The 27,000-nt window shown below is 47.9% G+C and carries 21 protein-coding genes; 15 read left to right on the top strand and 6 right to left on the bottom strand.

The window, feature by feature from the left end:
• Positions 1-4 precede the first annotated feature (4 nt).
• The 4 genes from M2125_RS08325 to M2125_RS08310 are packed head-to-tail and all read left to right on the top strand — an operon-like array spanning position 5 to position 7,674.
• Positions 5-4,183, top strand: a complete 4,179-nt coding sequence (locus tag M2125_RS08325; RefSeq protein ID WP_280741837.1) for a YhdP family protein — start codon at positions 5-7, stop codon at positions 4,181-4,183.
• Entirely contained in the window at positions 4,184-5,017 is an 834-nt protein-coding gene (locus tag M2125_RS08320; protein WP_076023761.1) for a carbon-nitrogen hydrolase family protein, read from the top strand. It begins immediately after the preceding gene.
• 26 nt (positions 5,018-5,043) lie between these two features.
• On the top strand, positions 5,044-6,534 hold the full coding sequence (gene tldD / locus M2125_RS08315; RefSeq protein WP_083657521.1) for a metalloprotease TldD: 1,491 nt from the start codon (positions 5,044-5,046) through the stop codon (positions 6,532-6,534).
• A gap of 18 nt (positions 6,535-6,552) precedes the next feature.
• On the top strand, positions 6,553-7,674 hold the full coding sequence (locus M2125_RS08310; protein WP_076023760.1) for a 3-deoxy-7-phosphoheptulonate synthase: 1,122 nt from the start codon (positions 6,553-6,555) through the stop codon (positions 7,672-7,674).
• A gap of 52 nt (positions 7,675-7,726) precedes the next feature.
• Here the strand turns inward: M2125_RS08310 and M2125_RS08305 are convergent, their stop codons facing one another.
• The gene (locus M2125_RS08305) at positions 7,727-8,296 is read right to left on the bottom strand and encodes a cob(I)yrinic acid a,c-diamide adenosyltransferase (protein WP_076023759.1); all 570 of its coding nucleotides are present in this window, start codon (positions 8,294-8,296) and stop codon (positions 7,727-7,729) included.
• Between the two features lie 41 nt (positions 8,297-8,337).
• Here M2125_RS08305 and M2125_RS08300 point away from each other — a divergent pair, with 41 nt between their 5' ends.
• From M2125_RS08300 to proC, 5 genes are read left to right on the top strand one after another with little or no spacing between them, the layout of a single operon-like run.
• Positions 8,338-9,828, top strand: a complete 1,491-nt coding sequence (locus M2125_RS08300) for an FAD-linked oxidase C-terminal domain-containing protein (RefSeq protein WP_076023857.1) — start codon at positions 8,338-8,340, stop codon at positions 9,826-9,828.
• 26 nt (positions 9,829-9,854) lie between these two features.
• Entirely contained in the window at positions 9,855-10,988 is a 1,134-nt protein-coding gene (gene glcE, locus M2125_RS08295) for a glycolate oxidase subunit GlcE (RefSeq protein WP_280741836.1), read from the top strand.
• A gap of 8 nt (positions 10,989-10,996) precedes the next feature.
• The gene (gene glcF / locus M2125_RS08290) at positions 10,997-12,277 is read left to right on the top strand and encodes a glycolate oxidase subunit GlcF (protein ID WP_076023758.1); all 1,281 of its coding nucleotides are present in this window, start codon (positions 10,997-10,999) and stop codon (positions 12,275-12,277) included.
• Positions 12,274-12,999, top strand: a complete 726-nt coding sequence (locus tag M2125_RS08285; RefSeq protein ID WP_280742818.1) for a YggS family pyridoxal phosphate-dependent enzyme — start codon at positions 12,274-12,276, stop codon at positions 12,997-12,999. Before glcF ends, M2125_RS08285 begins: the two co-directional genes overlap by 4 nt.
• Positions 12,996-13,856, top strand: a complete 861-nt coding sequence (gene proC / locus M2125_RS08280) for a pyrroline-5-carboxylate reductase (RefSeq protein ID WP_280742817.1) — start codon at positions 12,996-12,998, stop codon at positions 13,854-13,856. Before M2125_RS08285 ends, proC begins: the two co-directional genes overlap by 4 nt.
• On the opposite strand, the gene ubiA is transcribed toward proC, so the two are convergent.
• Positions 13,842-14,699: a 4-hydroxybenzoate octaprenyltransferase gene (gene ubiA, locus M2125_RS08275; RefSeq protein ID WP_076023755.1), complete on the bottom strand. Its 858-nt coding sequence runs from the start codon at positions 14,697-14,699 to the stop codon at positions 13,842-13,844. The genes proC and ubiA overlap by 15 nt on opposite strands.
• Before the next feature lie 10 nt (positions 14,700-14,709).
• The gene (gene recG, locus M2125_RS08270) at positions 14,710-16,785 is read right to left on the bottom strand and encodes an ATP-dependent DNA helicase RecG (RefSeq protein WP_076023754.1); all 2,076 of its coding nucleotides are present in this window, start codon (positions 16,783-16,785) and stop codon (positions 14,710-14,712) included.
• A 30-nt stretch (positions 16,786-16,815) separates the two neighbouring features.
• Between recG and queA the strand changes: the two genes are divergently transcribed.
• The 5 genes from queA to secF all read left to right on the top strand — a co-directional run bounded on the left by queA (position 16,816) and on the right by secF (position 22,326).
• Entirely contained in the window at positions 16,816-17,862 is a 1,047-nt protein-coding gene (gene queA / locus M2125_RS08265) for a tRNA preQ1(34) S-adenosylmethionine ribosyltransferase-isomerase QueA (protein WP_076023753.1), read from the top strand.
• Positions 17,859-19,016 (top strand): tRNA guanosine(34) transglycosylase Tgt, encoded by a 1,158-nt coding sequence (gene tgt, locus M2125_RS08260; protein ID WP_076023752.1) that lies wholly within the window; start codon positions 17,859-17,861, stop codon positions 19,014-19,016. Before queA ends, tgt begins: the two co-directional genes overlap by 4 nt.
• 120 nt (positions 19,017-19,136) lie before the next feature.
• On the top strand, positions 19,137-19,463 hold the full coding sequence (gene yajC / locus M2125_RS08255) for a preprotein translocase subunit YajC (RefSeq protein WP_076023751.1): 327 nt from the start codon (positions 19,137-19,139) through the stop codon (positions 19,461-19,463).
• A gap of 25 nt (positions 19,464-19,488) precedes the next feature.
• Positions 19,489-21,348 (top strand): protein translocase subunit SecD, encoded by a 1,860-nt coding sequence (secD, locus tag M2125_RS08250; RefSeq protein ID WP_076023750.1) that lies wholly within the window; start codon positions 19,489-19,491, stop codon positions 21,346-21,348.
• A 3-nt stretch (positions 21,349-21,351) separates the two neighbouring features.
• Positions 21,352-22,326 (top strand): protein translocase subunit SecF, encoded by a 975-nt coding sequence (gene secF / locus M2125_RS08245; RefSeq protein ID WP_076023749.1) that lies wholly within the window; start codon positions 21,352-21,354, stop codon positions 22,324-22,326.
• Positions 22,327-22,337: 11 nt separating this feature from the next.
• Here secF and M2125_RS08240 read toward each other — a convergent pair whose 3' ends face one another.
• Positions 22,338-23,672, bottom strand: coding sequence for a 3-deoxy-D-manno-octulosonic acid transferase (locus tag M2125_RS08240; RefSeq protein ID WP_280742848.1), 1,335 nt, complete (start codon positions 23,670-23,672; stop codon positions 22,338-22,340).
• A 38-nt stretch (positions 23,673-23,710) separates the two neighbouring features.
• Complete coding sequence (gene purB / locus M2125_RS08235) at positions 23,711-25,090, bottom strand: adenylosuccinate lyase (protein WP_280742816.1); 1,380 nt, start codon at positions 25,088-25,090, stop codon at positions 23,711-23,713.
• Between the two features lie 93 nt (positions 25,091-25,183).
• Between purB and M2125_RS08230 the strand changes: the two genes are divergently transcribed.
• Entirely contained in the window at positions 25,184-25,798 is a 615-nt protein-coding gene (locus M2125_RS08230) for a glutathione S-transferase (protein ID WP_076023747.1), read from the top strand.
• A 19-nt stretch (positions 25,799-25,817) separates the two neighbouring features.
• Here the strand turns inward: M2125_RS08230 and mnmA are convergent, their stop codons facing one another.
• Positions 25,818-26,933, bottom strand: coding sequence for a tRNA 2-thiouridine(34) synthase MnmA (mnmA, locus tag M2125_RS08225; protein WP_076023854.1), 1,116 nt, complete (start codon positions 26,931-26,933; stop codon positions 25,818-25,820).
• Positions 26,934-27,000: the final 67 nt, after the last annotated feature.

Genomic DNA, 27,000 nt, shown 5'->3' with positions numbered 1-27,000 from the left:
GCACATGCTTAGAAATTTGATCCAGCGTCGCCTGCAGAGCGTGCTTCAAAAACGCCCCGTGGGTACTGGTGGGGCATGGCGCAAGCGCGCGGCCATTCTTTGCGGGGCAATCATTGCAACCCTGGTCCTCGGGCATCTAGGTGTTCGCTTCTTGCTATGGCCTCAAATTGAGAAATCTAAACCTGCCATCGAAAAATTGATGAGCGCCCGTTTGGATGCAAATATCACCATGGATGATCTCCAGGTCTCCTGGACAGGAATTCGGCCTCGCTTTGAGATCTCTGGATTGCGCTTCAATGCACCAGATAAAAAAGCACCCCCACTGCTAGAAATTCAAAAAATTAGTGGTGGCCTAAGTTGGAATTCACTCTATCACCTCGCCCCCTATTTTGAGGATCTACATTTCCAAGGCGCACAAATTTATGCGCAGAGAAATACCCAAGGAGCAGTATCCATTGCCGGCATCCCTATTAATGGGAACGATGATGATTTTTCCGCAGGAAACTGGCTCTTGGATCAATCAGAGATTGAGATTGGCGATGCGCAAATTTTTTGGCAGGACCATCAAAATAAAAAATTAAACACCTCCGTCAATATTTTTCAATTTCATCTGACAAATGGGATCCGGCTCCACAAAGCAGATCTAAGCATGAGTGCGCCATGGTCTAACAGCCCCATTCAGTTGCAAGCAGACTTTGTTCACCGCCTCAGAGGACAGCCAGGCAACTGGAGAGATTGGGTTGGTCATTTTTCTTGGGACTTTATTGATCTCAATCTCAATCAATTAGCGACCGATTTCACCCTACCCCTCAATACACTGAAAGGTACGATCAGCTCTAAAGGCGAGCTTAACTTAGATGGGGGAGTTGCTGATGGGGCTCAATTTAATCTCAAGGCAAATCAATTCAGAGTGCAACTCAATAAAAATGAAGAGCCTATTGAGTTTGGCCATCTTGAGGCCGATCTGAGCCAGGCAAATACTCGGGGGCTTTTATCAATTAGCTCCAAAAACTTTGCTTGGCGTGATATCAATAGCCCGAGCAACGCCCCGCTAACCACTTTAAGCCCTATGACTTTCCGCTGGCGTCCGCCTGGCCCAGATGGGGAAATTAAAGAGTTTGGTTTCTCATCACCCAAAATTCATGTGGCTGATGCAGCCTCATTTGCCCTGAATCTTCCCCTCTCCAAAAAAGTACACGAATGGGTTAAGGCCTCACAAGCCGAAGGTGAGTTACAGGATCTAGAACTCAATTGGTCAGAGAAAAAATCTGCGCTTGCAGTCTTGCCCATTCCCGGATCTTGGATCAATCCAGACAAACTGGATTTTATGATCAAGGCCAAATTAATTGATTTGAGTTTTGCCGCAATTAACAAATCAATGCCAGCGGTATCGCATTTATCAGGCCTCTTATATAGCGATGAAAAAGGCGGGAAATTTACACTTGACTCAAAAAATATTGAGATAGAAATCAACGATTTTTTAGTAGATCCAAAAATTAAACTGGATACTGCCAATGGGGTGCTTACTTGGACGAAACAACGCGGCCAATGGTCGATTGAAGCAAAACAACTCGCCCTTAAAAATCCGGATATCACCACCACACTGAATCTCAGCTATTTGCTTGGCGCACCAAAGCAAGCGGACCAAATGGTTTTGGATATGAATTTCGTCAAAGCGAATATGGTGACGGCTTATCGCTACCTGCCAATCGGAATGAGCAAAGATGCTAGGCAGTATCTTGAAAAATGTTTCGGCTCTGGCACTATTGAAAATGGAACCTTGCATGTAAAGGGCGATCCAGATCAGATCCCATTTTCAAAACCAAATTCGGGAGAATTCTCTCTGTATCTCCCTATTTTAGGAGCAAGCTTCAAACCTGCCCCCCTATTACCAAGCAATCAAGGTGTTTGGCAGTCGCTGAGCAATGTCAATGGTCAGCTGAGCCAAGAAAACTCAGTTGTAAATGTCGATATCACTTCAGCAAACTATAAAAATATCGCCCTGCATAATTTTCATGCACAAATTCCAAATGTCAGCGCAAATCACTTAATACTCAATATTCAAGGCGCAGCCCAAGGCGATGCACTTGAGATGCTCGATTATCTTTTTGCCTCACCCATTGGCAAACAACAGCCCGAGCTTCAAAAAAACTTGTCAGCTAGTGGTCCAATTATTCTCGACCTAGGAATAGAGTTTCCGCTATCCGGATCGGGTGATCCCCGGATTGATACCAAGCTCACACTTTCAGGTAATCGCGTGCAATGGAGCAATCTTCCACCACTTGAAAATCTTACAGGAAAGGTAAGGTTAACCGAAGTCCATCCCGAATTTGACGATGTCACGGCAAGTTTTTTGGGCGGCTCAATCAAGATTTCTAATGCGCCTGCTACAGCAAATACTTCGAGCTTTAAGATTGCCGGCGACATTAGCGCCAAATACCTCAAAGACTACTTTGCAAAAAACTTCAAATCTGACTACGCGCCAGCATTCAATGCGATGGGTGGCTCAGCTATCTATGAAGGGCTTTTAAATTTCAATCAAGCCGGCAGTGAAACCAACCTTCAATTCGATTTACGGAACTGGGCAAGCGCGGCACCAGTCCCCGCAAAAAAATTAGCGGGCGTGCCAATGCTAGGGCAATTAAATGTCAAGACCTACACCAGCTCAAAAAACAAAAACTTGAGCATCAACAAAGTAGATTGGTCAGGAAAACTGGGCGAAAACTATTTTGTTCAGGGCGCATTAGGTACTGACAAGGAATTACGCCAATCTATTGGTATTGGCGCGACTGCAAGCTTGCCACCCCAAGGATTCAATCTCAATTTAGTGGCTAATGAACTGGATCTAGATGCTTGGCGACAATTTATGAACGCCGGTACCAACCATCAAAATAACTTAGCAGGGGCTCCCTCATTGGGCGATGCAAATAATGCACGCATCAACGCCCAAGTCAAAAATCTCACACTCTTTAATCGCCTTTGGACGAATTTCAGCTTAGATGGCACAAACAAGAGTGATGGGTGGAGATTCCGCCTGAACTCTGCCGATCTCTCAGGGCGACTGAACTGGCACGAACCAACAGAACAAAACCCGAGCGGCCTAATCTCTGGACACCTAGCCCGACTCAAAGTCCCAGACCAAAACCTAGAGGTCGAGATGGGCAATAAAGGGAATCCTGGTGAGAAAAAAAGTTTTGCGAAAGCTACTTCTGCATCAACAGCTTTCAAGCCGAATGCCATACCGAGCCTCAATATTTCGATTGATGATTTTTCTTTAGCTAAAACGTTGCTTGGCAGCGTCAAAATAAAGACGCACACTAACAGGAATGGCTTAGACATCGAATCTATTCAGGTCTCCAATCCTCAAGATAACTCTACCCTCTCAGGACAATGGAGCATCAATCCAAAAGATAGTGGAGAGCAAACTGCGATCAATGTCGATATGGAAATTAAAAATGCCGGTGAAATAGTTGCTCACTGGACAAATGCCAAATCGATTGAAGGTGGAAATGGCAAGATCACTGGCAAGCTGCAATGGAATGGCTCACCCTATGCACCCAGCTATGAGAGCCTATCGGGCAATGTAGATCTTTATTTAGAAAAAGGTCGTCTGCTTGAAGTGAACACTGATGCCGCCAAATTATTGAACGTACTAAGCCTGCAAAGTTTATTTCGCTTTGCTACGCTTGATTTACAGGGGGGCTTAGGTAGCATTGTCACCAAAGGTACGCCATTTAATTCAATTGTTAGTAATTTTGCAATTACCAACGGGATTGCCAACGCCAGTCAATTTACGATGGAGTTAGATCAAGCGCGTGTAGCGATGGTAGGCCAAATCAATATCCCTAATGAAACGCAAGATTTAAGGGTTACAGTATTCCCAACACTCGATGCCACTGCTGGATCCATTGTGGCGGCCTTCGTTGTTAATCCCATCGTTGGCCTTAGCGCCCTAGTAGGTCAATATCTCATCACCAATCAAATCAATCGCAGCATGCAATCTGATTACCTCATACAAGGTTCCTGGGGCAATCCGGAGGTCATTCCCCTTGATCAAAAAGGGCAACCCCTGGATCCAAAGACTCTAGAAACGATTCGACAAAAAGCATTACTTAAAGAGCAAACTAAACCGAATGCACCTAACGCGCCGACTGATAAACCACCAGTTGGCCCTGCCCTATAAATGAATAAAGCTCCAGATAACGCTATTCTCAAAATTGCATCCGTGCAAATGATTTCCACTCCGAACTTAGAGGAGAATTTGAATGCTGCCGGCAAGCTAGTTCATCTCGCTGCGCAAGATGGCGCTCAAGTAGTTGTTCTGCCGGAATACTTTTGCTTATTGGGCTTAAAAGATACTGATAAGCTTGCAGTGAGAGAAGTGTTTGGAAAGGGTCCAATTCAAGAGCGGCTGGCAGCCATTGCGCAAGCCAATTCGATTTATTTGGTGGCCGGTACCATTCCACTGGAAGCTAGAGAGGCAAATAAGGTTTTAAATTCCACCCTCATTTTTGATCTCAGTGGTCGATGTATTAGTCGTTACGACAAGATCCATTTGTTTGGATTCCAGACGCTCACTGAACGCTATCAGGAATCCGAAACAATCGAGGCAGGTAATCAACCCGGACTCGTCTCGCTCGATATCAACGGAGTCCACTGGCGCTTTGGTTTAAGCGTTTGCTATGACCTCCGCTTCCCTGAGCTTTACAGATCAATGGGCGAAGTGGATTGTCACTTGATACCCGCAGCATTTACCTACACCACCGGCAAAGAGCATTGGGAAGTGCTACTACGCGCCCGCGCAATTGAAAACCAATGCTATGTTTTAGCCTCAGCACAAGGTGGAACCCATCGCAATGGGCGTCGCACTTGGGGTCATAGCATGTTGATTGACCCTTGGGGTGCGATCCTAGGCGACCTACCTGAGGGTGAGGGCTTTATATCAGGCCTTCTGAGCAAAGAAAAATTAAACGAGGTACGCTCTAAGCTACCAGCATTAAAACATCGTAAGCTTTAAAAATTAAAAGATCTGCTTAAATTAATATGAATGCACCTGAAGCACTGTTTCCCGCCAATTGGAGCCAAGCCCAAAAACAGGCGGATCTTCTCAAATTAGCCAAATCCATTTTGCTCGAGCCAACCGGCTTAACCGAGCGTGAATTAAGCAATACTTTTGGCGATATGTTTACGCATCGCCTCGATGATGCTGATCTGTATTTCCAGCACACCCGCAGTGAAAGCTGGAGCCTGGAAGAGGGCATTGTTAAATCAGGTAGCTTTAGCATCGATCAGGGCGTAGGTGTGCGCGCAATTTATGGCGATAAAACTGCATTTGCTTACTCGGATGAGATAAATGCCGAGGCGCTCGCTAAAGCTGCCAAAGCAACACGAGTCATTGGGCCGGCAGGTGGTAAGCAAGGCTTCGCACGCAAAATATTTCATCCTATTTCGAACAAGCTCTACTCTGGTATTAACCCACTGGACTCAATGCAACCCAAAGAAAAAATTGCCTTACTGGAGAGCATTGAGAAGCGAGCAAAAGCGAGAGATCCACGGATTATTCAAGTAATGGCAAGTCTTGCGGGTGAGTTTGATGTAGTTCTGGTGGTTCGCGCAGATGGTCTGCTTGCTGCAGATGTACGCCCACTAGTACGAGTCTCCGTTCATGTCATCGCAGAGCAGAATGGTCGCCGAGAATCTGGCTCCTCCGGTGGCGGCGCACGCCATGACTATGGCTATTTTGATACCAAGCTCATTAATCAATACGTTGATGAAGCGGTTGATGGCGCCCTGATTAATCTTGAATCTCGCCCCGCCCCAGCCGGGCCAATGACTGTTGTCATGGGCCCAGGTTGGCCTGGCGTTTTATTGCATGAAGCGGTTGGCCATGGACTTGAGGGTGACTTTAATCGCAAGGGTTCCTCTGCATTTGCTGGTCGCATTGGGGAACGAGTGGCAGCGAAAGGCGTGACGGTAGTAGATGATGGAACGCTTACAGGGCGTCGTGGCTCACTGAATATAGATGATGAAGGCACTCCAACTCAATGCACTACATTGATTGAAGATGGGATTCTGAAGGGCTACATACAAGATAGCTTAAATGCCCGCCTGATGAAAATGCCCCTTACCGGCAACGGTAGACGTGAAAGTTTTGCATCCATTCCCATGCCTAGAATGACCAATACCTATTTGTTGGCTGGCAAAGATGATCCGCAAGAGATTGTGGCAAGTATTAAGCGCGGACTCTATGCAGTCAATTTTGGCGGTGGTCAGGTTGACATTACCAGCGGTAAATTTGTATTTTCCGCATCCGAAGCTTATTGGGTCGAGAACGGCAAGATTCAATATCCCGTCAAAGGGGCAACCATTATTGGCAGCGGTCCTGAGTCCTTAAAACAGGTTTCTATGATTGGAAATGACCTCAAATTAGACGGTGGCGTGGGGGTTTGCGGCAAAGAAGGTCAGAGCGTGCCAGTAGGTGTTGGACAGCCCACCTTACGAATTGACAGTCTTACCGTGGGTGGAACCGCCTGATACCCTTAAAATAGATATATGAGCCAACAAAACACCAATCCAGCGAACTGGTATGCAGCCGTTGACAAAACGTCTGACACCGATGACCAACGTATTGAGAACATTACCGTTCTTCCTCCACCAGAGCATTTGATTCGTTTCTTTCCGATCTCAGGAACCGCCACCGAATCCCTCATCAGTAAAACGCGTACGAAGATTCGCAACATTATTCATGGCAAAGATGATCGCCTTTTAGTGATCATTGGGCCCTGCTCGATTCATGACCCACGTGCTGCACTTGAATATTGCCAACGTCTTCTGATTGAACGTGAGCGTTTCTCGGGTGAACTAGAAATTGTCATGCGCGTGTATTTTGAAAAGCCACGCACTACGGTGGGCTGGAAGGGATTAATTAATGATCCTTACCTCGACGAAAGCTATCGCATTGAAGAAGGTCTACGGATTGCGCGCCAAGTGCTCATGGAAATCAATCGTCTAGGTATGCCAGCTGGTAGTGAATTCTTAGATGTGATTTCTCCACAATATATTGCTGACCTGATCTCATGGGGTGCTATTGGTGCTCGCACAACCGAGAGTCAAGTACATCGTGAACTCGCTTCTGGACTTTCTGCGCCAATCGGCTTCAAAAATGGTACCGATGGCAACATCAAAATTGCAACCGATGCCATTCAAGCGGCAAGTCGCCCACACCACTTTTTGTCAGTTCACAAAAATGGTCAGGTATCGATTGTGGAGACCAAAGGTAACAAAGACTGTCATGTCATTTTGCGCGGTGGTAAAGAGCCAAACTATGAGGCGAAATATGTTCAAGCAGCCTGTGCAGAGCTTGAAGCAGCCAAGCTTCCAGCCAGTTTGATGGTTGACCTCTCACATGCAAATTCGAGCAAAAAACATGAGCGTCAAATTGTGGTAGCGGATGATATTGCACAGCAGATCGAGTCTGGATCGCATCAAATTTTTGGCGTAATGATTGAAAGCCACCTCAAGGATGGGGCGCAAAAATTCAGTCCGGGCAAGGATGACCCAAACAAACTGGAGTACGGCAAGAGTATTACTGATGCCTGCATTAACTGGGATGATTCAGTGAAGGTATTAGAGCGTCTTGCTAGCGCAGTGAAAAAGCGTCGCAGCAAAAAATAAGAACTGCTGCGCTGAAATAAAAAGGGCTAAAGTAATTTAGCCCTTTTGCTTTTTATTTTTTCTTTTCTTTGGAGTGGTTCCAAAGAATGTCAGAACCACCGGAGGCTTGATTAAGCACTCTAGCCAAAACAAATAGTAAATCAGATAAGCGATTGAGATACTGGCGTGGCGCCTCATGAATATCCACATCCCAACCTAAACGAACTACTGAGCGCTCAGCCCTTCTGCATACCGTTCGACATACATGCGCCTGGGCAGCAGCGCGAGTGCCTCCAGGAAGAATAAATTCGGTTAAGGGCAATAAGTTGGCGTTGTATTGCTCCAGCCAAACATCCAATTGCTCGACCTGTTCAGGCTTGAGCAAGGTGTAATTCGGGATACAAAGCTCGCCGCCCAAATCAAATAAATCATGCTGAACCTTTAATAAAAGGCTTGAAAGGGCATCTGCAACACTTTTAGGCAGCTCCTCGGTCAATAAAACACCGATTTCAGAGTTCAGCTCATCCACATCCCCCATAGCGCAAATGCGTAAATGATCCTTTTCTACGCGACTACCGTCGCCTAGACCGGTCATACCGGCATCCCCAGTCCTGGTGGCTATTTTTGAAAGTCGATTTCCCATGAACTGATTATAGGTAAATGGCTAAAATGATCCATATGAATATGGTGACCCCTCCCCCTGATCTAGCCGCTATCACAGCCCTTCAATCTAAATTGGTAGCGGCATTGCGCCCCATCCTCCCTGAGCATGCCTTGCTTTGGGAGCCCGAAGATACGATTCCCTATGAATGCGATGGTTTAGCAGCCTATCGGCGCATGCCTTTGGCAGTAGCCCTACCGGAGACCGAAGAGCAAGTTTCAGAAATTTTGAAGATTTGCTTTGCCATGCAAATTCCGGTGGTGCCCCGCGGATCTGGGACAGGTCTTTCAGGTGGCGCTATGCCGATTGCCCAAGGATTAGTACTTTCCCTGGCGAAGCTGAAAAAAATCCTCAGCATTGACCCATTTACACGCACTGCCGTTGTACAGCCAGGTGTGCGTAACTTAGCGATTTCAGAAGCGGTTGCCCATCTTGGTCTGTACTACGCCCCTGATCCATCCTCCCAAATTGCCTGCTCTATTGGCGGAAATGTAAATGAGAATTCAGGTGGGGTGCATTGCCTTAAATACGGTCTTACATTGCACAATGTCCTTAAGGTAAGGGCAGTTTTGATGAACGGTGAAGTAGTTGAATTTGGTAGCTTAGCGCCCGATGCGCCTGGCTTAGATCTTTTAGCGGTCCTCATCGGTAGCGAGGGTATGTTGGCCGTTGTTACCGAAGTCACTGTCAAACTAGTAGCCAAACCCAAATTAGCACGCGTCATCATGGCCAGTTTTGATGATATTGAAAAGGGCGGCAATGCAGTTGCTGCCATCATTGCTGCCGGCATTATTCCTGCTGGTCTGGAAATGATGGATAAAGCCACTACTCGCGCTGTAGAAGAGTTTGTGCACGCCGGCTATGACTTAGAAGCTGAAGCGATTTTGCTGTGCGAGTCCGATGGCACACCAGAAGAGGTTGCTGAAGAAATTGCGCGCATGACAGCAGTACTAGAACAATCTGGTGCCAGTGGGATTCAAGTTTCAAACAGCGAATCTGAACGCCTGAAATTTTGGAGTGGTCGTAAAAATGCTTTCCCGGCTGCGGGCCGCATTGCTGCTGACTACTATTGCATGGATGGCACCATTCCACGCAGGCATATCGCTACCCTCCTCAAGCGTATTCAAGTGATGGAAAAGAAATATGGGCTGGGCTGCCTGAATGTATTCCATGCAGGTGACGGCAATATGCACCCTCTCATTTTGTTTAATGGCGCCGATCAAGATGAATGGCATCGTGCAGAAGACTTTGGTACAGAAATTTTAGAGGCCTGCGTTGAGCTTGGTGGAACAATCACTGGTGAGCACGGTGTAGGAATCGAGAAAATAAATTCGATGTGCGTGCAATTTGGAGAAGGAGAGCGAGAGGCCTTCTGGGGCGTGAAGAGTGCTTTTGACCCACAAAAACTGCTCAACCCAGACAAAGCCATTCCTACATTGAGTCGCTGCGCAGAATATGGTCGTATGCGTATTAGTGGCGGCAAATTACCTCACCCAGAATTGGAGCGCTTTTAATGAGCAACTCCGCTATAAACCATACTATGCAGATTGATTTATTTAAAGAGCAAATTCTCCAAGCGGCAAAAACCAACACACACCTCTCTATAGAGGGTGGCGGTACTAAATCTTGGTATGGCAACAAAAATAACTTTACTAAGCTAAGCACCCGCGCATATGCGGGGATCTTAGAGTACCAACCAGAAGAGCTGGTCATTACAGCTTGTGCAGGTACGCCGCTGAAAGAAATTGAAGCAGCTCTGGCAGCCAAAAATCAAATACTCCCTTTTGAACCCCCTCATTTTGGTGATACCGCAACCTTTGGTGGAGCAATTGGCGCTGGTCTTGCTGGGCCTGCCCGCATCAGTGCCGGCAACTTAAGGGACTTTGTTTTAGGCGCCCGCATCATGGATGGCAAAGGGCAAGACCTCTCGTTTGGCGGCAAGGTGATGAAAAACGTTGCGGGCTATGATATTTCTCGTTTGCTACCAGGCTCCCTGGGTACGCTATCGCTTTTGTTGGAAGCTTCAGTCAAAGTATTACCGCGCCCCGAGGCAATGGCTACCCTGCGCTGTCATACCACTCAAGCAAATGCCCTCAAGGTTTTGAATGAGTGGGCAGGGCAACCCCTCTCCTTAACTGCCAGCGCCTGGATTGGGGAATCGAGCGTTGACTCAGTAGGTGAGCTCACCTTCCGTTTGTCAGGCGCAGTCGCAGCAGTTGAAGCTGCCAGGAATTTAATGAGTGCACTAGTAAATGCAAAAACGCTTGAGCCTCATGAGGCAGAAGTATTTTGGGCAAACCTACGTGAACAAAAAATGTCTTTCTTTGAAACGCTTCAAGAAAATGAGAGCCTATATCGACTTGCATTACCTGCTGCCTGCGGCCCCCTTAACATCGGCCAGATGCACAAAGATATTGTCATTGAATGGCATGGTCAACAACGTTGGCTCAAAGGTCCAAGCGACGCAGCCACCTTCAAAGCACTCAAAGAAATCGCCACTGCACACGGAGGGCATGCAACGTGTTTCCGCCTGGGTACTTCAGTCGACCCGTCCTTACAGCGCTTCACTCTATTGAGTGAGCAAGCCCACTCTAAGGGACTTGAACTCGTTCAATCTCGTCTCAGAGCCGCCTTTGATCCTGCTGGCGTTTTTGCCACCAATCGCCTTTCATAAGTTTTTATATGCAAACTCAACTCGCTCCACAATTTGCCAATACGCCAGAAGGTATAGAGGCAGCACGCATTCTTGGTAAATGCGTCCACTGCGGCTTCTGCACAGCAACCTGCCCCACATACCAACTGCTTGGTGATGAGCTCGATGGCCCGCGCGGCCGCATTTATCTCATCAAGCAAATGGCTGAGGGCCAGGCGCCCACGGAAAAGACCCGTCTTCACTTAGACCGCTGCTTAACTTGCCGCAACTGTGAAAGCACCTGCCCAAGTGGTGTGCAATATGGCAACTTAGTTGATATTGGGCGCAAATGGGCTGAAGAAAATACCCCAGCCCGACCAATCGGTTCACGCATTACGCGCTGGGCACTAAAAAATGGCTTAACCAATCCCACTCTCTTTAATACAGCAATGACTTTGGGTCGCTTTGTGCGTCCGCTTATGCCAAACAGCATCCAGCGCAAGATCCCATTGGTTAAAAATGCGGTACTAGCAAAATCAACCGATCCTTATGCGCGCCCTCACACCGAGCATGTGCGCAAAATGCTATTACTCGAGGGTTGCGTTCAGCCAGGCATGCTGCCGAATATTAATTCAGCTACAGCACGTGTGATGGATGCCCTGAAGATACAACTCATCAGCGCATCCAATGCCACCTGTTGCGGTGCCTTGAAATACCACTTAAATGATCAAGCCGGTGGCTTAGCTAATGCCAAGCAAAATATTGATGCCTGGTGGCCTTTAATAGAAAGCGGTGTTGAAGCAATTGTGGTCACCGCCTCGGGTTGCGGAGTAATGACCAAAGATTATGGCCACCTCCTTGCCAATGATGCTGCGTATGCCCATAAAGCAAAAAGAATCTCGGAACTCAGTAAAGATATTTCAGAAATTCTGCCAGCCCTGCAGAATGAATTGATTGCCTTAATTGGCACTGAACCCAAGACAGGAGTGGTATATCACCCCCCTTGCACCTTGCAGCATGGCCAACAAATTCGCGGAAAAGTCGAAGGGGTGCTAAGTAGTATCGGTATAGGCGTAAAACTATGCACTGACAGCCATCTGTGCTGCGGCTCCGCTGGCACCTACTCCATTACCCAGCCTGAACTATCAGAGCAATTGCGCCAACAAAAATTGACTCATTTACATGCCGCTTGTGAAGAATCTGGTGCCGATGTCATTGTCTCTGGAAACATTGGCTGTATCACCCACTTACAACAAGATGGCAAGCCAGTACTCCATTGGATTGAAATCATTGATCAATTGATTTCGCAAAAGCAAACCATTAAACAATGAGTCAAATTGTTAGCAACCTCATACTCATCAAGCAAAGGATGGAGTTAGCGGCGCTAGCTGCGCATCGTGAGCCTGAGGATATTCAATTACTGGCAGTAAGCAAAACCTTTCCAGCCCGTGCGATTGAAGAGGCGATGCACGCAGGACAAACGGCTTTTGGTGAAAACTATGTGCAAGAGGCCGTGGAAAAGATGGGGCAATTGGCTAAATTGCGCCCTTGGTTGCAATGGCATTTCATCGGCCCACTACAGAGCAATAAAACTAAAGAAGTAGCACAGCATTTTGATTGGGTACATAGTGTCGATCGCCTGAAAATCGCCGAGCGACTATCGGTTCAACGCGGCGAATATCCCGAGCTAGATGCTCTTCAGATTTGCATCCAAGTAAATGTGAGCGCTGAGGACAGCAAGAGCGGCCTCAGTCTTTCTGAAACAGAATCCCTATGTGATGCCGTAGCGCAATTACCCAATCTCACCTTGCGAGGCCTGATGGCTATCCCAGCGCCAAGCCAGGATCCGCAAGAACAAAGAAACTCCTTTAAGCAAGTGCATGATTGCTTTAAGCAAATCAAAGATAAGCACCTCAACGTTAGTGGCTATCAATTCTTTGACACCCTCTCTATGGGGATGTCAGATGATATGGAGGCAGCTATTACAGAGGGCAGTACCATCGTCAGAATAGGTAGCGCTATATTTGGTAAGCGCGCTAAGATAAGCCCATGAACACACTAAAAAAGAATTTAAATACCCACATCACCTTCATTGGTGGCGGCAATATGGGTCGAGCATTGATCAGCGGCTTACTTGCCAGTGGCTTTGAGGCTAATCAATTGAGCGTAGTGGAGGCCAATGCAAGTACGGCCTTAGGGTTGCATCAGGATTATGGCGTTCAAGTGATTGGCGCGTTAGATCAAATTGCTTTTGATTTTTCTAAGAACAATGTCGTTGTGATGGCGATCAAGCCACAGGATTTCAACGTGGTTGCCAAAGACTTAAGTGCCAAACTCAAGCATGCCTCTGCTCCCGGCCCACTGATTCTCAGTATTGCAGCCGGAATTCGGATTAAAGACATGAGCCGTTGGTTGGATCACGAGCGTTGCGTACGAGCAATGCCCAATACACCTGCGCTGATCGGCAAAGGTATTACCGGCTTATTTGCAGATGCTGCAGTTAATCAAGCTGATCGTGATGTAGCGCAAACTATTTGCAATGCAGTAGGTCAAGCAGTGTGGGTTGCAGAAGAAAAGCTCATGGATGCCGTAACAGCAGTTTCTGGTAGTGGGCCAGCGTATGTATTTGCTTTCTTGGAAGCGATGCAATCTAGTGGAGAAAAGCTGGGTTTAGATGCGGCAACGGCACGTAAACTAGCCTATGCCACTTTGGAAGGCGCTACCCAGTTGGCGCATAACTCGGATGAGCATGCTGGGGTATTGCGCGAGCGCGTCACCTCCAAAGGCGGCACTACTGCTGCTGCACTAGAGGTCATGAAAGACCATGGCTGGCATGACATTTTAGAAAAAGCGATTAATGCAGCTAGTCAGCGCGGCAAAGCAATGGGTGATGAGTTAGGGAAAAGCTAAACCTAGCGCTATTCCTAGAAATAGAAATCCGCCTAACCAGTTGTTATGACGAAATGCTTTAAAGCACTCTTCTCTGCGCCGCGTAGCAGCGAGTTTTAAATGGTAGGTGGCGCACAGTAATGCGCCAATCCATCCCAGCCAAAAAATCGGACCCAGATGTGCTATCTGCGCTACCCAAATCTGGCTCAATAGCAAAATTGCATAACTTACTGCAATTGCCAGCACATCAAATTTTCCAAAAGTAATTGCCGAGGTCCGTAAGCCCAAAAGAAGATCATCATCCCGATCTACCATGGCGTAAGCCGTGTCATACGCAATCGCCCAAAAGACATTGCCGATCAACAAAATCCATGCCTCCACAGGTACAGCATCCTGCACCGCGGCATAGGCCATCGGAATACCAAAGCCAAACGCGATACCAAGAATAGCTTGAGGAATTGCAAAGAAGCGCTTGGTAAAGGGATAGAGCACGGCAACCAACAAAGCAAGAACAGACAGTTCTTTTGTGAGCGCATTGAGGGGCCAGATTAATAGGAAGGCAAGGATTGCTAGAAGGGCTGCTATTGCCACCGCTTCTTTGCCAGAGATCTTGCCGCTGGTGATAGGTCGGTCTTTCGTACGTTGCACATATCGATCAAAATCACGATCAGCATAGTCGTTGATCGCACAACCACTACTGCGCATCAGAAAGGTTCCCACTACAAATATCAGCAAGATGTGTAATGGAGGCGCGCCACCACTCGCCAACCACAGTGCCCATAAGGTTGGCCACAATAGCAACAGGGTGCCGATGGGTTTATCCAAGCGAATCAGATAAGCGTAAGCAATTAAACGAGCGCGCATATTCTCATTATCAAGCCTTTAGAAACTCGGCGCGAGATCCTAGCCAGCGCTCTAAATGGCGCTCTACTAAATCCAGATGATCCGCCAAGAGGCGATCGGCCGCTTGCTGCGCCAGCTCAATGAGCCAAGCATCACGTTGTAGATCTACAAAGCGCAACATGGCATCGCCCGATTGCTTGGCCCCTAGTAATTCGCCAGGTCCACGCAAAGATAAATCACGCTCTGCAATGACAAATCCATCTGAGGTTTCACGTAAGGTCTGCAAACGTTCTTTAGCAGCCAAAGAGAGTGGTTCGGCATACATCAAAATACATACTGAATCAGCCGACCCACGCCCTACTCGCCCCCTTAATTGATGGATCTGCGCGTAGCCAAAGCGCTCTGCATGCTCAATGACCATCAGAGCGGCATTAGGTACATCTACTCCCACCTCAATCACCGTCGTGGCTACTAACAATTGGATCTCATTTGCTTTGAATGCGGCCATCACTGCCGCTTTTTCTTCACTCTTTAAGCGACCATGAACTAAGCCTACTTTAAAGTTTGGCAGAGCGTGGGTTAGCTGCTCAAAGCTCTCCATTGCCGTTTGCAATTGCAGAGCTTCAGATTCTTCAATCAAGGGGCAAACCCAATAGGCTTGCAGACCTTTACCGAGCCAAGAGTGCAAGCCACTAATCACCTCATCACGACGAGAAGCTTTAACCACTTTGGTAGCAATCGGTTTGCGGCCAGGGGGCAATTCATCAATTACCGATACATCGAGGTCGGCATAGTAAGTCATTGCCAAAGTACGCGGTATTGGGGTAGCCGTCATCATCAGCTGGTGACAATAAAATAACTCCGAGCCGACCCGTTGCGTAATTTCTAAACGTTGCTTGACGCCAAAACGATGTTGCTCATCAATCACTGCCAATCCCAATTTGGCAAAACTAACGCTTTCTTGAATCAAAGCATGCGTACCAATAATTAGTTGCGCTTGTCCGCTTTCAATCGCCGCTTGTGTAAGCTTTTTTTCCTTCGCCTTGAGACTACCTGATAACCATGCCACATTCACACCCAAAGGCTCAAACCACTCCTTCATTTTGAGGTAGTGCTGTTCTGCCAGAATCTCGGTAGGCGCCATGATGGCGGCTTGGTAACTATGATCCATGGCGCGCGCAGCTGCAAGGGCTGCAATAACCGTCTTACCGCTACCCACATCCCCTTGGAGCAAGCGATTCATTGGGAAGGTCTGGGATACATCATCACTGATTTCAGACCACACCCGCTGCTGTGCACCAGTTAATTTAAACGGCAAGACTTTGATCAAGCCAGCCTCAATACCCACGCCATTATTGGCTGCAGTCAAGACTTGAAATGAAGGAGCACGCCTTTCTCGACGAATACGATGTGCGCGCTTGAGTGAAATTTGCTGGGCGAGCAATTCTTCAAATTGCACCCGGCGCCAAGCGGGATGAGTACGCTCTAATAGAGCTTGCGTATCAGCATCTGCTGGCGGCTCATGCAAATAAGCAATAGCGCTTTGCAATGGTGGCCAATCTTGGGTTGGTAAAAGTGCTGCCATGAGTGGTTTTGGCAAAAACTCAGCCAAATGCTCTTGAATACCGGGATCACGCAAGGCCTGTTTGACTGCTTTGCGAATCACTGTTTGCGAAATTCCAGCGCTGGCTGGATAAACGGGTGTCAGACTCGTTGGCAAAGCGGCATCAGGAACCACCGAGCGCACCGTTGGGTGCACCATCTCAGCACCCTGAAAGCCCTCACGCACCTCGCCACGCACACGAATATGGGCGCCAACTGCCATTTGTTTTTGCTGACTGGGGTAAAAGTTGAGAAAACGCAGCTGCAAGCTGGCAGTCTCGTCCTCAATCGTGACCAAAAGCTGCCGCCGAGGTCGAAATAAGACCTGATTACGGATCACCACCCCCTGAGTCTGCACCGAAATCGACCTTCCCCGAGTCAAAGCCTCTTTTACGGTGTAGAGCTCGGTTTCATCCTCATAGCGGGCTGGCAAGTGCAAAGCGAGCGCCAAAGGGGTATCTAGACCCATTTTTTGGAGTGTAGTTGGTAGTCGCTTCGTCGTCATCGTTAAAATCTAATACCTGATGGTAATGCTATGCAACTCTCCGACTTCAATTACACCCTCCCCCCACATCTAATCGCCCAGCATCCCCTGGAAAAGCGCACGGATAGCCGCCTCCTTGAGGTCAAGGCTCATGGGGACTCGAGTGCCCAATTCATAGACAGAACCTTTCGGGAAATAGTGGACCTGATTAGGCCAGGGGATTTATTGGTGATGAATGACACCAAAGTCATTCCGGCCCGCTTGCATGGCAAAAAAGAAACTGGCGGCATTGTCGAGCTCTTAATTGAACGCATTAGCGGCGACAAGCAGGCCTGGGTTCAAGTGCGAGCCTCCAAGGTTCCCAAGACTGGCTCGATTGTGCATATTCATAATCAGGCCGGCGAAACCTTTCCTGTAGAAATGATTGGGTATGACGGTCGCTTTTATGAAGTCCGCTTTCCGGAAAATGTCCTCGGCTTGCTAGAGCGCTTTGGCGAATTACCCCTGCCCCCTTATATCGAGCATCAACCCACCCAAGAAGATGCACAGCGTTACCAAACGGTAGTAGCTAAAAATCCTGGGGCCGTTGCAGCGCCTACTGCTGGCTTACACTTTGATCAGGCTATATTGCAGCAGCTCAGCGACGCTGGAGTGAATCAGGCAGGCGTTACCCTGCACGTTGGGGCTGGCACTTTTACCCCCGTACGCGAAGAAGATCTCAGCAAGCATCAGATGCACTATGAGTGGTACTCCGTGCCACAAGCAACGATTGATGCCATCGCACAAACCAAACACCAGGGTGGACGCGTCATCGCGGTTGGCACCACCAGTCTTCGCGCCCTAGAGAGTCACGCTACTACCGGCCAAGCTAGCGGTGAGACCAATCTCTTTATTACCCCCGGTTATGAATTTAAAGCGGTGGATTGCCTGTTAACTAATTTCCATCTGCCAAAATCAACCTTATTAATGTTGGTCAGCGCCTTTGCCGGCATGGACAATATCCGCAATGCATATCAACATGCCATTGATCAGAGTTATCGCTTTTTCAGTTATGGGGATGCGATGCTCCTTACCCGAGTGCCAAATACCAATTTATGAGCAAACCCGTGAACTTTTCGATCCTGGCGCGTGATTCACAAAGCCCAGCCCGCTTAGGTCAATTAGATCTCCCGCATGGCAGTGTCCAAACACCAATTTTTATGCCCGTAGGTACTTACGGGACAGTAAAGGCGATGACCCCCCGCGATCTCGAGGAAGCCAAAGCGCAAATTATTCTAGGCAATACATTTCATCTCTGGCTCAGACCGGGACTAGATGTGATTAAAAAACATGGGGGCTTGCATCGCTTCATGGGTTGGAATAAACCCATCCTGACTGACTCTGGTGGCTTTCAGGTATTTAGCTTGGGGGCACTGCGCAAAATCTCTGAAGAAGGCGTCACCTTTGCCTCGCCCATTAATGGCGATAAATTATTTATGTCTCCTGAGGTTTCGATGGAAATTCAGGCAGTGCTCAATAGCGATATCGCCATGCAATTCGATGAGTGCACACCATACGAAGTAAAAGGCCAGGCCACCACTGAAAAGACAGCACGCCAATCATTGGAAATGTCTTTGCGTTGGGGCGATCGCTCTCTCAAACGTTTTCGTGAGCTCAATACTGGGAACGGACTCTTTGGCATTGTCCAAGGCGGCATGTTTGAAAATCTCCGAGAGTTTTCTTCAGATGCCGTCAGTCAACAGGGTTTTGATGGCATCGCCATAGGCGGTCTATCCGTTGGCGAACCTAAACCAGAATTTGAGCGCATCCTCAATTTCACTGCGCCGAAGTTGCCAGAGCATATGCCGCATTACCTCATGGGTGTGGGCACTCCTGAAGACCTCATCTTGGGAGTGAGTCTGGGGATCGATATGTTTGATTGCGTAATGCCCACCCGCAACGCCCGCAATGGCTGGTTATTTACCCGTTTTGGCGATCTTAAACTCCGCAATGCAGGCTACAAAGAGGATGACCGCCCGCTAGATCCTACGTGCGCCTGTTACACCTGCCAACATTTCACTCGCTCCTATCTGAACCATCTGCAAAAGGCCAATGAGATCTTGGGTTCACAGCTCAATACGATCCACAACCTATCCTATTACCTGCAATTGATGACTGAAGTCCGCGAGGCCCTCAGTTTGGGTCGTTTTAGCGCTTACCGCGAAGAATTTCACCGTAATCGCCAACGGGGCGTAGAGCCAGGGCAGGATTAAGCCAATTTACCCCTGAAATCCGCCCCAAAGCCCCATACAGTTTAGAATTGCGGGTTTACGGCTTTCCTTTTAAGCCCTAAAACAAACGCAGTTTCTTATTGGTAATTAACGGAGGTTTTTATGTGGATTAGTAACGCTTTTGCCCAAGCTTCAGCTGCGGGCGCAGATTCAAATAACTTGATGAGCTTCCTGCCCCTCATTTTGATGTTTGCAGTTCTTTACTTCATCATGATTCGCCCACAAATGCGTCGCCAAAAAGAAACTAAAGCGATGTTAGAGGCTTTAACGGTTGGTGACGAAGTGGTTACCGTTGGCGGCATCGTTGGCAAAGTAAGCGCACTGAAAGATCAATTTGTCACAGTTGAAATTGCTGCTGGTACAGAAGTGCAAATGCAAAAAGCTGCGATCACCACAGTATTGCCTAAGGGCACCCTGAAGTCTGCTTAATACATCTGCTTAGAAATAACTCAATATGAACCGCTACCCTCTTTGGAAATATGTAGTTATTCTGGTTGCATTACTGATCGGAACGCTGTATTCCTTACCGAATTTCTATGGCGAGGCTCCAGCGGTTCAAGTCTCATCGGCCAAACCAACGATCAAAGTGGATTTGGCGACTCAGGCTCGGGTTGAGAAGATTCTGGCTGATCAAAGTATGAGCAGCACCGGTATCTTTTTTGAAAATACCGGTCATGTAGGTTCTATTAAGATTCGCTTTAACAATACCGATACACAATTACGTGCACGCGATCTGTTGCAGCAGAAATTGAATGTCGATCAAAACGACCCCAATTACACAGTTGCACTGAACCTGCTCTCCAATACCCCTGGCTGGCTAAGCTCAATCAATGCCCTGCCTATGCCCTTGGGCCTGGACTTGCGCGGTGGAGTCTACTTTTTATTGCAAGTGGACATGAAGGGTGCATTACAAAAGAAAATTACCTCATTGGCTGGTGATATTCGCAGTCAGTTACGCGACAAATCCATTCGTCACCAAGGGATTGATCGCAATGTAGACTCGATCACCATTCAGTTTGGTAGCACTGAAGATGCTGAGGCAGCGCGCTTTTTACTAACCAGCAGCCAACCACAATTAATTTGGACAATCACACCTGCAGGTGGCTCATACAAGCTGCAGGGTGAGTTCAAGCCAACCGCCTTAAAAGAAATTCAAGATAACGCAGTAAAGCAAAACATCATCACTCTAAATAAGCGTGTCAATGAACTTGCCGTAAAAGAACCCGTGATCCAGCAGCAAGGTGCAGAGCGCATCGTAGTGCAATTGCCGGGTGTTCAAGATACTGCGCGCGCCAAGGACATTATTGGTCGTACCGCTACATTGGAATCACGACTTGCCGACCCACTCATGTCAACCATCAATGTTGGTGAAATACCTCCCCCAGGGATGGATACTTTCCGCTTTGGTGAAAATCGTTTAGGCGTATTCAAAAAGTCAGTGATTTTTAGTGGTGAAAGTATTACCGATGCCAGTGCTGGCTTTGATCAAAATCAACGCCCTGCTGTCAATATCACCTTAGATGCCTCTAGCGGTCGCACGATGCAAGAAGTGACCCGTGAAAACATGGGTAAGCCAATGGGCATGATTTTGTTTGAAAAAGGCAAAGGTGAAGTGCTGACGATTGCCACCATTCAAGGCGAATTTGGCTCTAAGTTCCAAATCACGGGCCAGCCTACTACTGAGAGTGCTAATGACTTAGCCCTCCTATTGCGCGCAGGCTCTTTAGCAGCTCCAATGGAAATTATTGAAGAGCGTACGATTGGGCCAAGCCTAGGCGCTGAGAATATTGAAAAAGGCTTTAAGTCATTACTCATCGGCTTTACAGCCATTGCCATCTTCATGATCATGTATTACCTCTTGTTTGGCACATTCTCGGTAGTCGCTTTAGCTGTGAACTTACTGCTGTTGATTTCGGTACTCTCTATGCTGCAAGCTACTTTGACACTGCCGGGTATTGCGGCGATGGCCTTAGCACTTGGAATGGCGATTGACTCGAATGTCTTAATTAACGAGCGTATTCGGGAAGAGCTCCGTAATGGCGCTGCGCCTCAGACTGCCATTGCTGTTGGTTTTGATAAGGCCTGGGCAACCATCTTGGATTCAAACGTCACCACATTGATCGCTGGTCTAGCCTTATTGGCTTTTGGTTCTGGCCCGATTAAAGGCTTTGCGGTCGTGCATTGCTTAGGCATTCTCACTTCGATGTTCTCAGCCGTCTTCTTCTCACGTGGCCTTGTCAATCTTTGGTATGGCAGACACAAGAAGATTCACAAACTCGCTATCGGCCAAGTTTGGCGCCCACAGGAGAAATAAGTCATGGAATTTTTTAGAATCAAAAAAGATATTCCATTTATGCGCCATGCATTGGTGCTCAATGCGATTTCTTTCATTACTTTCTTAGCTGCCATCTTCTTCCTCTGGCATAACGGCCTACATCTCTCGATTGAATTTACCGGCGGTACTGTGATGGAGGTGAGCTATCCACAGGCGGCACCTTTAGATGCGATTCGTGGCAATGTCGAGAAGCTAGGTTATGCCGATACGCAGATTCAGAACTTTGGCAGCTCACGTGATGTGATGATTCGCCTGCCTTTGCAAAAAGATGCCCAAGGCAAACTCATTTCATCGGCTGATCAAAGCGCTGCAGTCATGAAGGCGCTCGATCCCTCAACATCTGGTGCCAAATTACAGCGCGTTGAATTTGTAGGACCTCAAGTCGGTCAAGAATTAGCGATGGATGGACTCAAAGCCCTCATCTTTGTGATTATTGGTATTGTCTTGTACCTCTCCTTCCGTTTTGAGTGGAAGTTTGCGCTGGCCGGCATCATTGCGAACTTGCATGACGTGGTCATCATTTTGGGTTTCTTTGCTTTCTTCCAGTGGGAATTTTCTCTTTCAGTCTTGGCAGCAGTGTTAGCAGTATTGGGTTACTCAGTGAACGAATCCGTTGTGATCTTTGACCGTATTCGCGAGAACTTCCGCAAATACCGCAAGATGAATACCCGTGAAATTATTGATAATGCGATTACCAGTACAATCAGCCGTACCATGATCACCCACGGCAGTACCGAGATGATGGTGTTGGCAATGTTGGTATTTGGTGGCCCAACATTGTTTTACTTTGCACTGGCACTGACCATTGGTATTTTGTTTGGTATTTATTCCTCCGTCTTCGTGGCTGCAGCACTAGCGATGTGGCTAGGCGTTACTAGAGAAGATCTTGTGAAGGGTGAACGTAAGCCTGAAGATAAGAACCGTGACGAGGATCCTAACTTCGGAGCCCGAGTTTAAGGGCTTCGCTATTAAATTGTTTTAGCATCTAGGGCGGCCAATATTCTTTGGGTCGCACCTTGATGTTCAGTGGCATATTTTTTCGCAGCAAGCGCCATCTGCGATAACTCAGCCGAATTTGATAACAGCGCCTGCAACTCTTTTGTCAGGGCAGTTGGCTCACCCAACATCAATTCACCGCTAAGCCTTTTTGCTGCACCTGCTGCAATTGCATCGAGTGCAGCCTGCTGAAAGTTATAGGTATGCTCACCTAATAAAACGGGGCAACCTACCGCACAAGCTTCAATCAAGTTTTGGCCGCCAAAGGGTAAAAGACTACCGCCCATAACAACCAAATCTGCCGCACTGTAATACAGGGGCATCTCGCCCATTGAGTCGCCAAGGATCACTTCAACAGCTGTAGTGTCACTTGGTATACCAGACCATTCACTGCGTGCGCGGAACGTGAATTTTGCAGAGCGAATGTGCTCGGCAACTTCGGGGAAGCGCTCTGGATGTCGCGGCACCAAACAAAGCAGCGGGGGCACGCTAAATGCATTGCTTCGCAGTAAATCTTTCCATGCCTTGAGAATAATAGCCTCTTCACCATCACGCGTACTGGCTGCGCAAACTATCAAACGATTGCCAGCATGGATCGATTTTTTCCAGATGGCACCTTGCTCTAACAAAGTAGAGTCCAGCGGTACATCAAACTTGAGGTTACCGACAATCTGCACATCTTTTACGCCCAAGCTGCGGTAACGATCAGCATCAAATTGGGTCTGAGCCAAAATACCTCGGAATGCTTGAAATAATGATCGACCCGCCTTGCCAAAGCGATTGACGCGGCGCGCACTGCGCTCTGATAAACGCGCGTTCACTAAAAACAATGGCAAGTCAATCTGCGCACAACGAAATACCACAGTGGGCCAAGCTTCGGTTTCCATAAAAAGGCCAAAACGCGGTTTAAACGTTTTGAGGAAATGCTCAACAGACCAACAGAGGTCATACGGTAAATAGACTTGCGTCACGCGCCCTGCGGCAATCTCTTTTGCAAATAATTGCTTACCAGTACGGCGCCCATTTAAGGTCATGTGGGTCAGAAGAATGGATTCGCCACGCGCTAAGTAAGCGTCAATCAATGGTTGCGCTGCCCGCGTCTCACCTACCGATACCGCATGAATCCAAATCGCACCCTGAGTAATGGGCTTGTCATAGCCAAAACCAAGACGCTCAGGTGTGTGGTGTAAATAGGCAAAGGAGTGACGAGCGCGCCAAGCAAGACGCACAAATGCCAATGGCAACAAAAGATGCCAAAGCAATTGGTATGCAGCGAACCAGACTGTTGGGCAAGCACCGTATTCCAAATCAGAAGTTGATGCACCACCCTGGTTTGGCGTCAAACTCACTTTTTGAGGCGTTCGGTTAACTCAACCGCCTTGCCCAAATAAGAAGAAGGTGTCATCTCTAAGAGGCGCGCTTTCGCATCTTCAGGAATAGCCAGGCCACGCACGAATGCTTGCAAATCAGCTTGATTAATGCCTTTGCCACGTGTGAGTTCTTTGAGTTGCTCATACGGGTTCTCAATGCCATAACGACGCATTACGGTTTGCACTGGCTCTGCTAACACTTCCCAGCAGGCATCTAAGTCAGCTGCGATGGCAGCGTGATTGACCTCTAATTTTCCAAGGCCCCGTAAGGCGCTATCGTAGGCCAACACGCTATGCCCAAAAGCGGGGCCGAGATTGCGCAATACGGTTGAATCGGTAAGGTCTCTTTGCCAACGTGAGATAGGCAACTTCTCTGCCAAGTGGCGCAACAAAGCATTTGCTACACCCAGGTTGCCTTCTGAGTTTTCAAAGTCAATTGGATTGACTTTATGCGGCATTGTCGAAGAGCCAATTTCGCCCGCTTTAGTGCGCTGTTTAAAGTAGCCAACGGAGATGTATGCCCAGAAGTCGCGGTCCATATCCAACAGGATGGTATTGGCACGAGCAATTGCATCAAACAACTCAGCCATACCATCGTGTGGCTCAATTTGAATGGTGTAAGGGTTAAACGTTAAACCCAAGCGTTGCTCCACTACGTTCTTGGAAAAATTTTCCCAATCAAAATCAGGGTAAGCAGAAATGTGGGCGTTGTAATTACCAACAGCGCCATTCATTTTTCCGAGCAAAGGTACTGCAGCAATCGCAGTAATCGCACGCTCTAAACGCTTGGCAATATTGGCAATCTCTTTACCTAAAGTACTTGGGGAGGCAGGCTGACCATGGGTACGAGAGAGGAGTGGCACCTTCGCATTCTCAATGGCCAAATCGGTGAGGACTGAAAGGATTTTTCTCAATTGCGGCAGCAATACTTCATCACGCGCACCGCGCAACATCAAACCATGTGAAGTGTTATTAATATCTTCAGAAGTACAAGCAAAGTGAATAAATTCGCTCGCCTTAAGCAAATCGGGACGACCCGCTACTTTTTCTTTGAGGAAATACTCCACCGCTTTCACGTCATGATTGGTAACCGCTTCGATATCTTTAATACGCTGTGCATCGGCATCGGAAAAGTTCTGCGGCAAAGATAACAAGAACTCAGCATCAGCTGGGCTGATAGTTGGTACATCTGGCAAGCCTGCTGCTGCCAAAGCGAGCAACCAATGAATTTCGACAAAAACCCGTTGACGCATAAATGCTGCTTCTGATAACCAGGGGCGCAGGGCATCTACTTTTCCTGCATAGCGGCCATCTAAAGGGGAAAGTGCATTAAGGGTTGAAAGGGGCTGACTCACGGATGGTGCCTTTACATTGAATATCAATAAAGCTCAATTTTAATGCGTTCTCACTGAGAACCCCGCGACTTAAGATCGCTATACTGAGCACCTATGAAACTAATCGGATCCCTTACCAGCCCCTATGTACGCAAAGTACGCATTGTTTTCTCTGAAAAAAAGGTTGAAGTAGACCTTGTTTTGGATAATGTGTGGGCTGCCAATACGCAAATTAACGCCACAAACCCCCTGGGCAAAGTGCCCTGCTTGGTTTTAGACGATGGCGAGGTCATTTATGACTCCAGAGTCATTGCTGAGTACGCAGACACTTTGAGCCCTGTGAGCAAGCTGATTCCTGATAACGGCCGTGAACGCGCATCCGTTAAAACCTGGGAGGCTTTAGCTGACGGCATTATGGACGCAGGCATTTTGGCTCGTTTAGAGGCCACTTTGCGGCCACCAGAACAACAGAGTCAAATGTGGATGGATCGCCAAATGGGCAAAGTGCAAGCCGCTTTGAACCAAATGGCCGCTCAATTGGGTGAAAATCCATGGTGTCATGGCAATCAAATGACCTTGGCCGATATTGCGGTGGGTTGCGCCTTGGGATATCTGCTGTTCCGCTTCCCTCATATTGCATGGCAGTCTCAACACCCCAATTTGGATCAGCTCTATCAAAAATTGATGCAGCGCTCATCTTTTATCGATAGCATCCCACCTGCCGCTTAAAGATTAAGCAAAATCATGCTTAGGCGGAGATAATCCCACCGCCTAAGCAAACATCGCCGCTATAAAGTACTGCTGATTGACCTGGAGTAACAGCCCATTGAGCTTCTGGGAAATCCAACCGAAAACTCAATGGTCCATCAGCACCCTCAGATAAGGTGCATGCCGCATCCGCCTGACGATAACGTGTCTTAGCAGAGTAGGGTCCTGAGACTGGCGGAGCTCCCGCAATCCAACTGGCATCCATTGCCGCTAGCGCATGGCTTTGCAACCAAGGATGCTCATGACCTTGCGCCACATAGAGGGTGTTATTAACAACATCTTTGCGAGCCACATACCAGGCATCACCATTGCCATCTTGGCTACCGCCTAGACCGATACCCTTTCTTTGCCCTAGGGTAAAGAATGCCAAGCCCATGTGCTCACCGACGGTTTTGCCTTCGGCGGTCTTGATGGGACCTGGGGTACGCGGCAAATAGCGGTTGAGGAATTCTCGGAAAGGTCGCTCGCCAATAAAACAAATGCCAGTGGAGTCCTTTTTACGCGCATTATGTAAGCCGATTTGCTCAGCAATGGCCCTTACCTCGGTTTTTGGGATCTCCCCCAAAGGAAACAACACATTAGCCAATTGCTTTTGGGTTAGTCGATGCAGAAAATAACTTTGATCTTTGGTGACATCCACCGCCTTCAAAAGCTGCACACCCTGTTCTGAATGGCGCACACGGGCGTAATGGCCGGTAGCAATCGCATCGGCACCCAAGCTCATTGCATGGTCTAAAAAGGCCTTGAATTTGATTTCAGCATTGCACAAAACATCCGGGTTTGGGGTGCGTCCTGCGGCATATTCGCGCAAGAAATCAGCAAAAACACGCTCTTTGTACTCTTCGGCGAAGTTCACAGCCTCCACATCAATACCAATGACATCAGCTACGGAGACCACATCGAGCCAATCTTGGCGTGCCGAGCAGTACGCATCGTTATCATCATCTTCCCAATTTTTCATAAAAAGGCCAATTACTTCATAGCCTTGCTGCTTGAGCATCCAAGCAGCCACTGACGAATCAACCCCTCCAGACATCCCAATGACGACTTTGGATGGTTTGGTAGCAGGGATTGGTGAAGAATTGAGCGGGATCATCAAAAAATGCGAAAATTCAATATAAGCTGAAAACCCCATTGTAGAAGTCTTAGCCCGATCTCACCGA

The organism is Polynucleobacter sphagniphilus, assembly GCF_029892205.1.
Taxonomy (GTDB): Bacteria; Pseudomonadota; Gammaproteobacteria; order Burkholderiales; family Burkholderiaceae; genus Polynucleobacter; species Polynucleobacter sphagniphilus.
This window is presented reverse-complemented; position numbering and strand designations above follow the sequence as displayed.

Coding starts and splice junctions, on each gene's coding strand:
- queA (WP_076023753.1), top strand. CDS start 16,816: ATGCAACTCTCCGACTTCAATTACACCCTCCCCCCACATCTAATCGCC.
- M2125_RS08310 (WP_076023760.1), top strand. CDS start 6,553: ATGAGCCAACAAAACACCAATCCAGCGAACTGGTATGCAGCCGTTGAC.
- mnmA (WP_076023854.1), bottom strand. CDS start 26,933: ATGATCCCGCTCAATTCTTCACCAATCCCTGCTACCAAACCATCCAAA.
- yajC (WP_076023751.1), top strand. CDS start 19,137: ATGTGGATTAGTAACGCTTTTGCCCAAGCTTCAGCTGCGGGCGCAGAT.
- secF (WP_076023749.1), top strand. CDS start 21,352: ATGGAATTTTTTAGAATCAAAAAAGATATTCCATTTATGCGCCATGCA.
- M2125_RS08300 (WP_076023857.1), top strand. CDS start 8,338: ATGGTGACCCCTCCCCCTGATCTAGCCGCTATCACAGCCCTTCAATCT.
- M2125_RS08325 (WP_280741837.1), top strand. CDS start 5: ATGCTTAGAAATTTGATCCAGCGTCGCCTGCAGAGCGTGCTTCAAAAA.
- secD (WP_076023750.1), top strand. CDS start 19,489: ATGAACCGCTACCCTCTTTGGAAATATGTAGTTATTCTGGTTGCATTA.
- M2125_RS08305 (WP_076023759.1), bottom strand. CDS start 8,296: ATGGGAAATCGACTTTCAAAAATAGCCACCAGGACTGGGGATGCCGGT.
- M2125_RS08230 (WP_076023747.1), top strand. CDS start 25,184: ATGAAACTAATCGGATCCCTTACCAGCCCCTATGTACGCAAAGTACGC.
- M2125_RS08320 (WP_076023761.1), top strand. CDS start 4,184: ATGAATAAAGCTCCAGATAACGCTATTCTCAAAATTGCATCCGTGCAA.
- M2125_RS08285 (WP_280742818.1), top strand. CDS start 12,274: ATGAGTCAAATTGTTAGCAACCTCATACTCATCAAGCAAAGGATGGAG.
- ubiA (WP_076023755.1), bottom strand. CDS start 14,699: ATGCGCGCTCGTTTAATTGCTTACGCTTATCTGATTCGCTTGGATAAA.
- tgt (WP_076023752.1), top strand. CDS start 17,859: ATGAGCAAACCCGTGAACTTTTCGATCCTGGCGCGTGATTCACAAAGC.
- proC (WP_280742817.1), top strand. CDS start 12,996: ATGAACACACTAAAAAAGAATTTAAATACCCACATCACCTTCATTGGT.
- glcF (WP_076023758.1), top strand. CDS start 10,997: ATGCAAACTCAACTCGCTCCACAATTTGCCAATACGCCAGAAGGTATA.
- tldD (WP_083657521.1), top strand. CDS start 5,044: ATGAATGCACCTGAAGCACTGTTTCCCGCCAATTGGAGCCAAGCCCAA.
- glcE (WP_280741836.1), top strand. CDS start 9,855: ATGCAGATTGATTTATTTAAAGAGCAAATTCTCCAAGCGGCAAAAACC.
- recG (WP_076023754.1), bottom strand. CDS start 16,785: ATGACGACGAAGCGACTACCAACTACACTCCAAAAAATGGGTCTAGAT.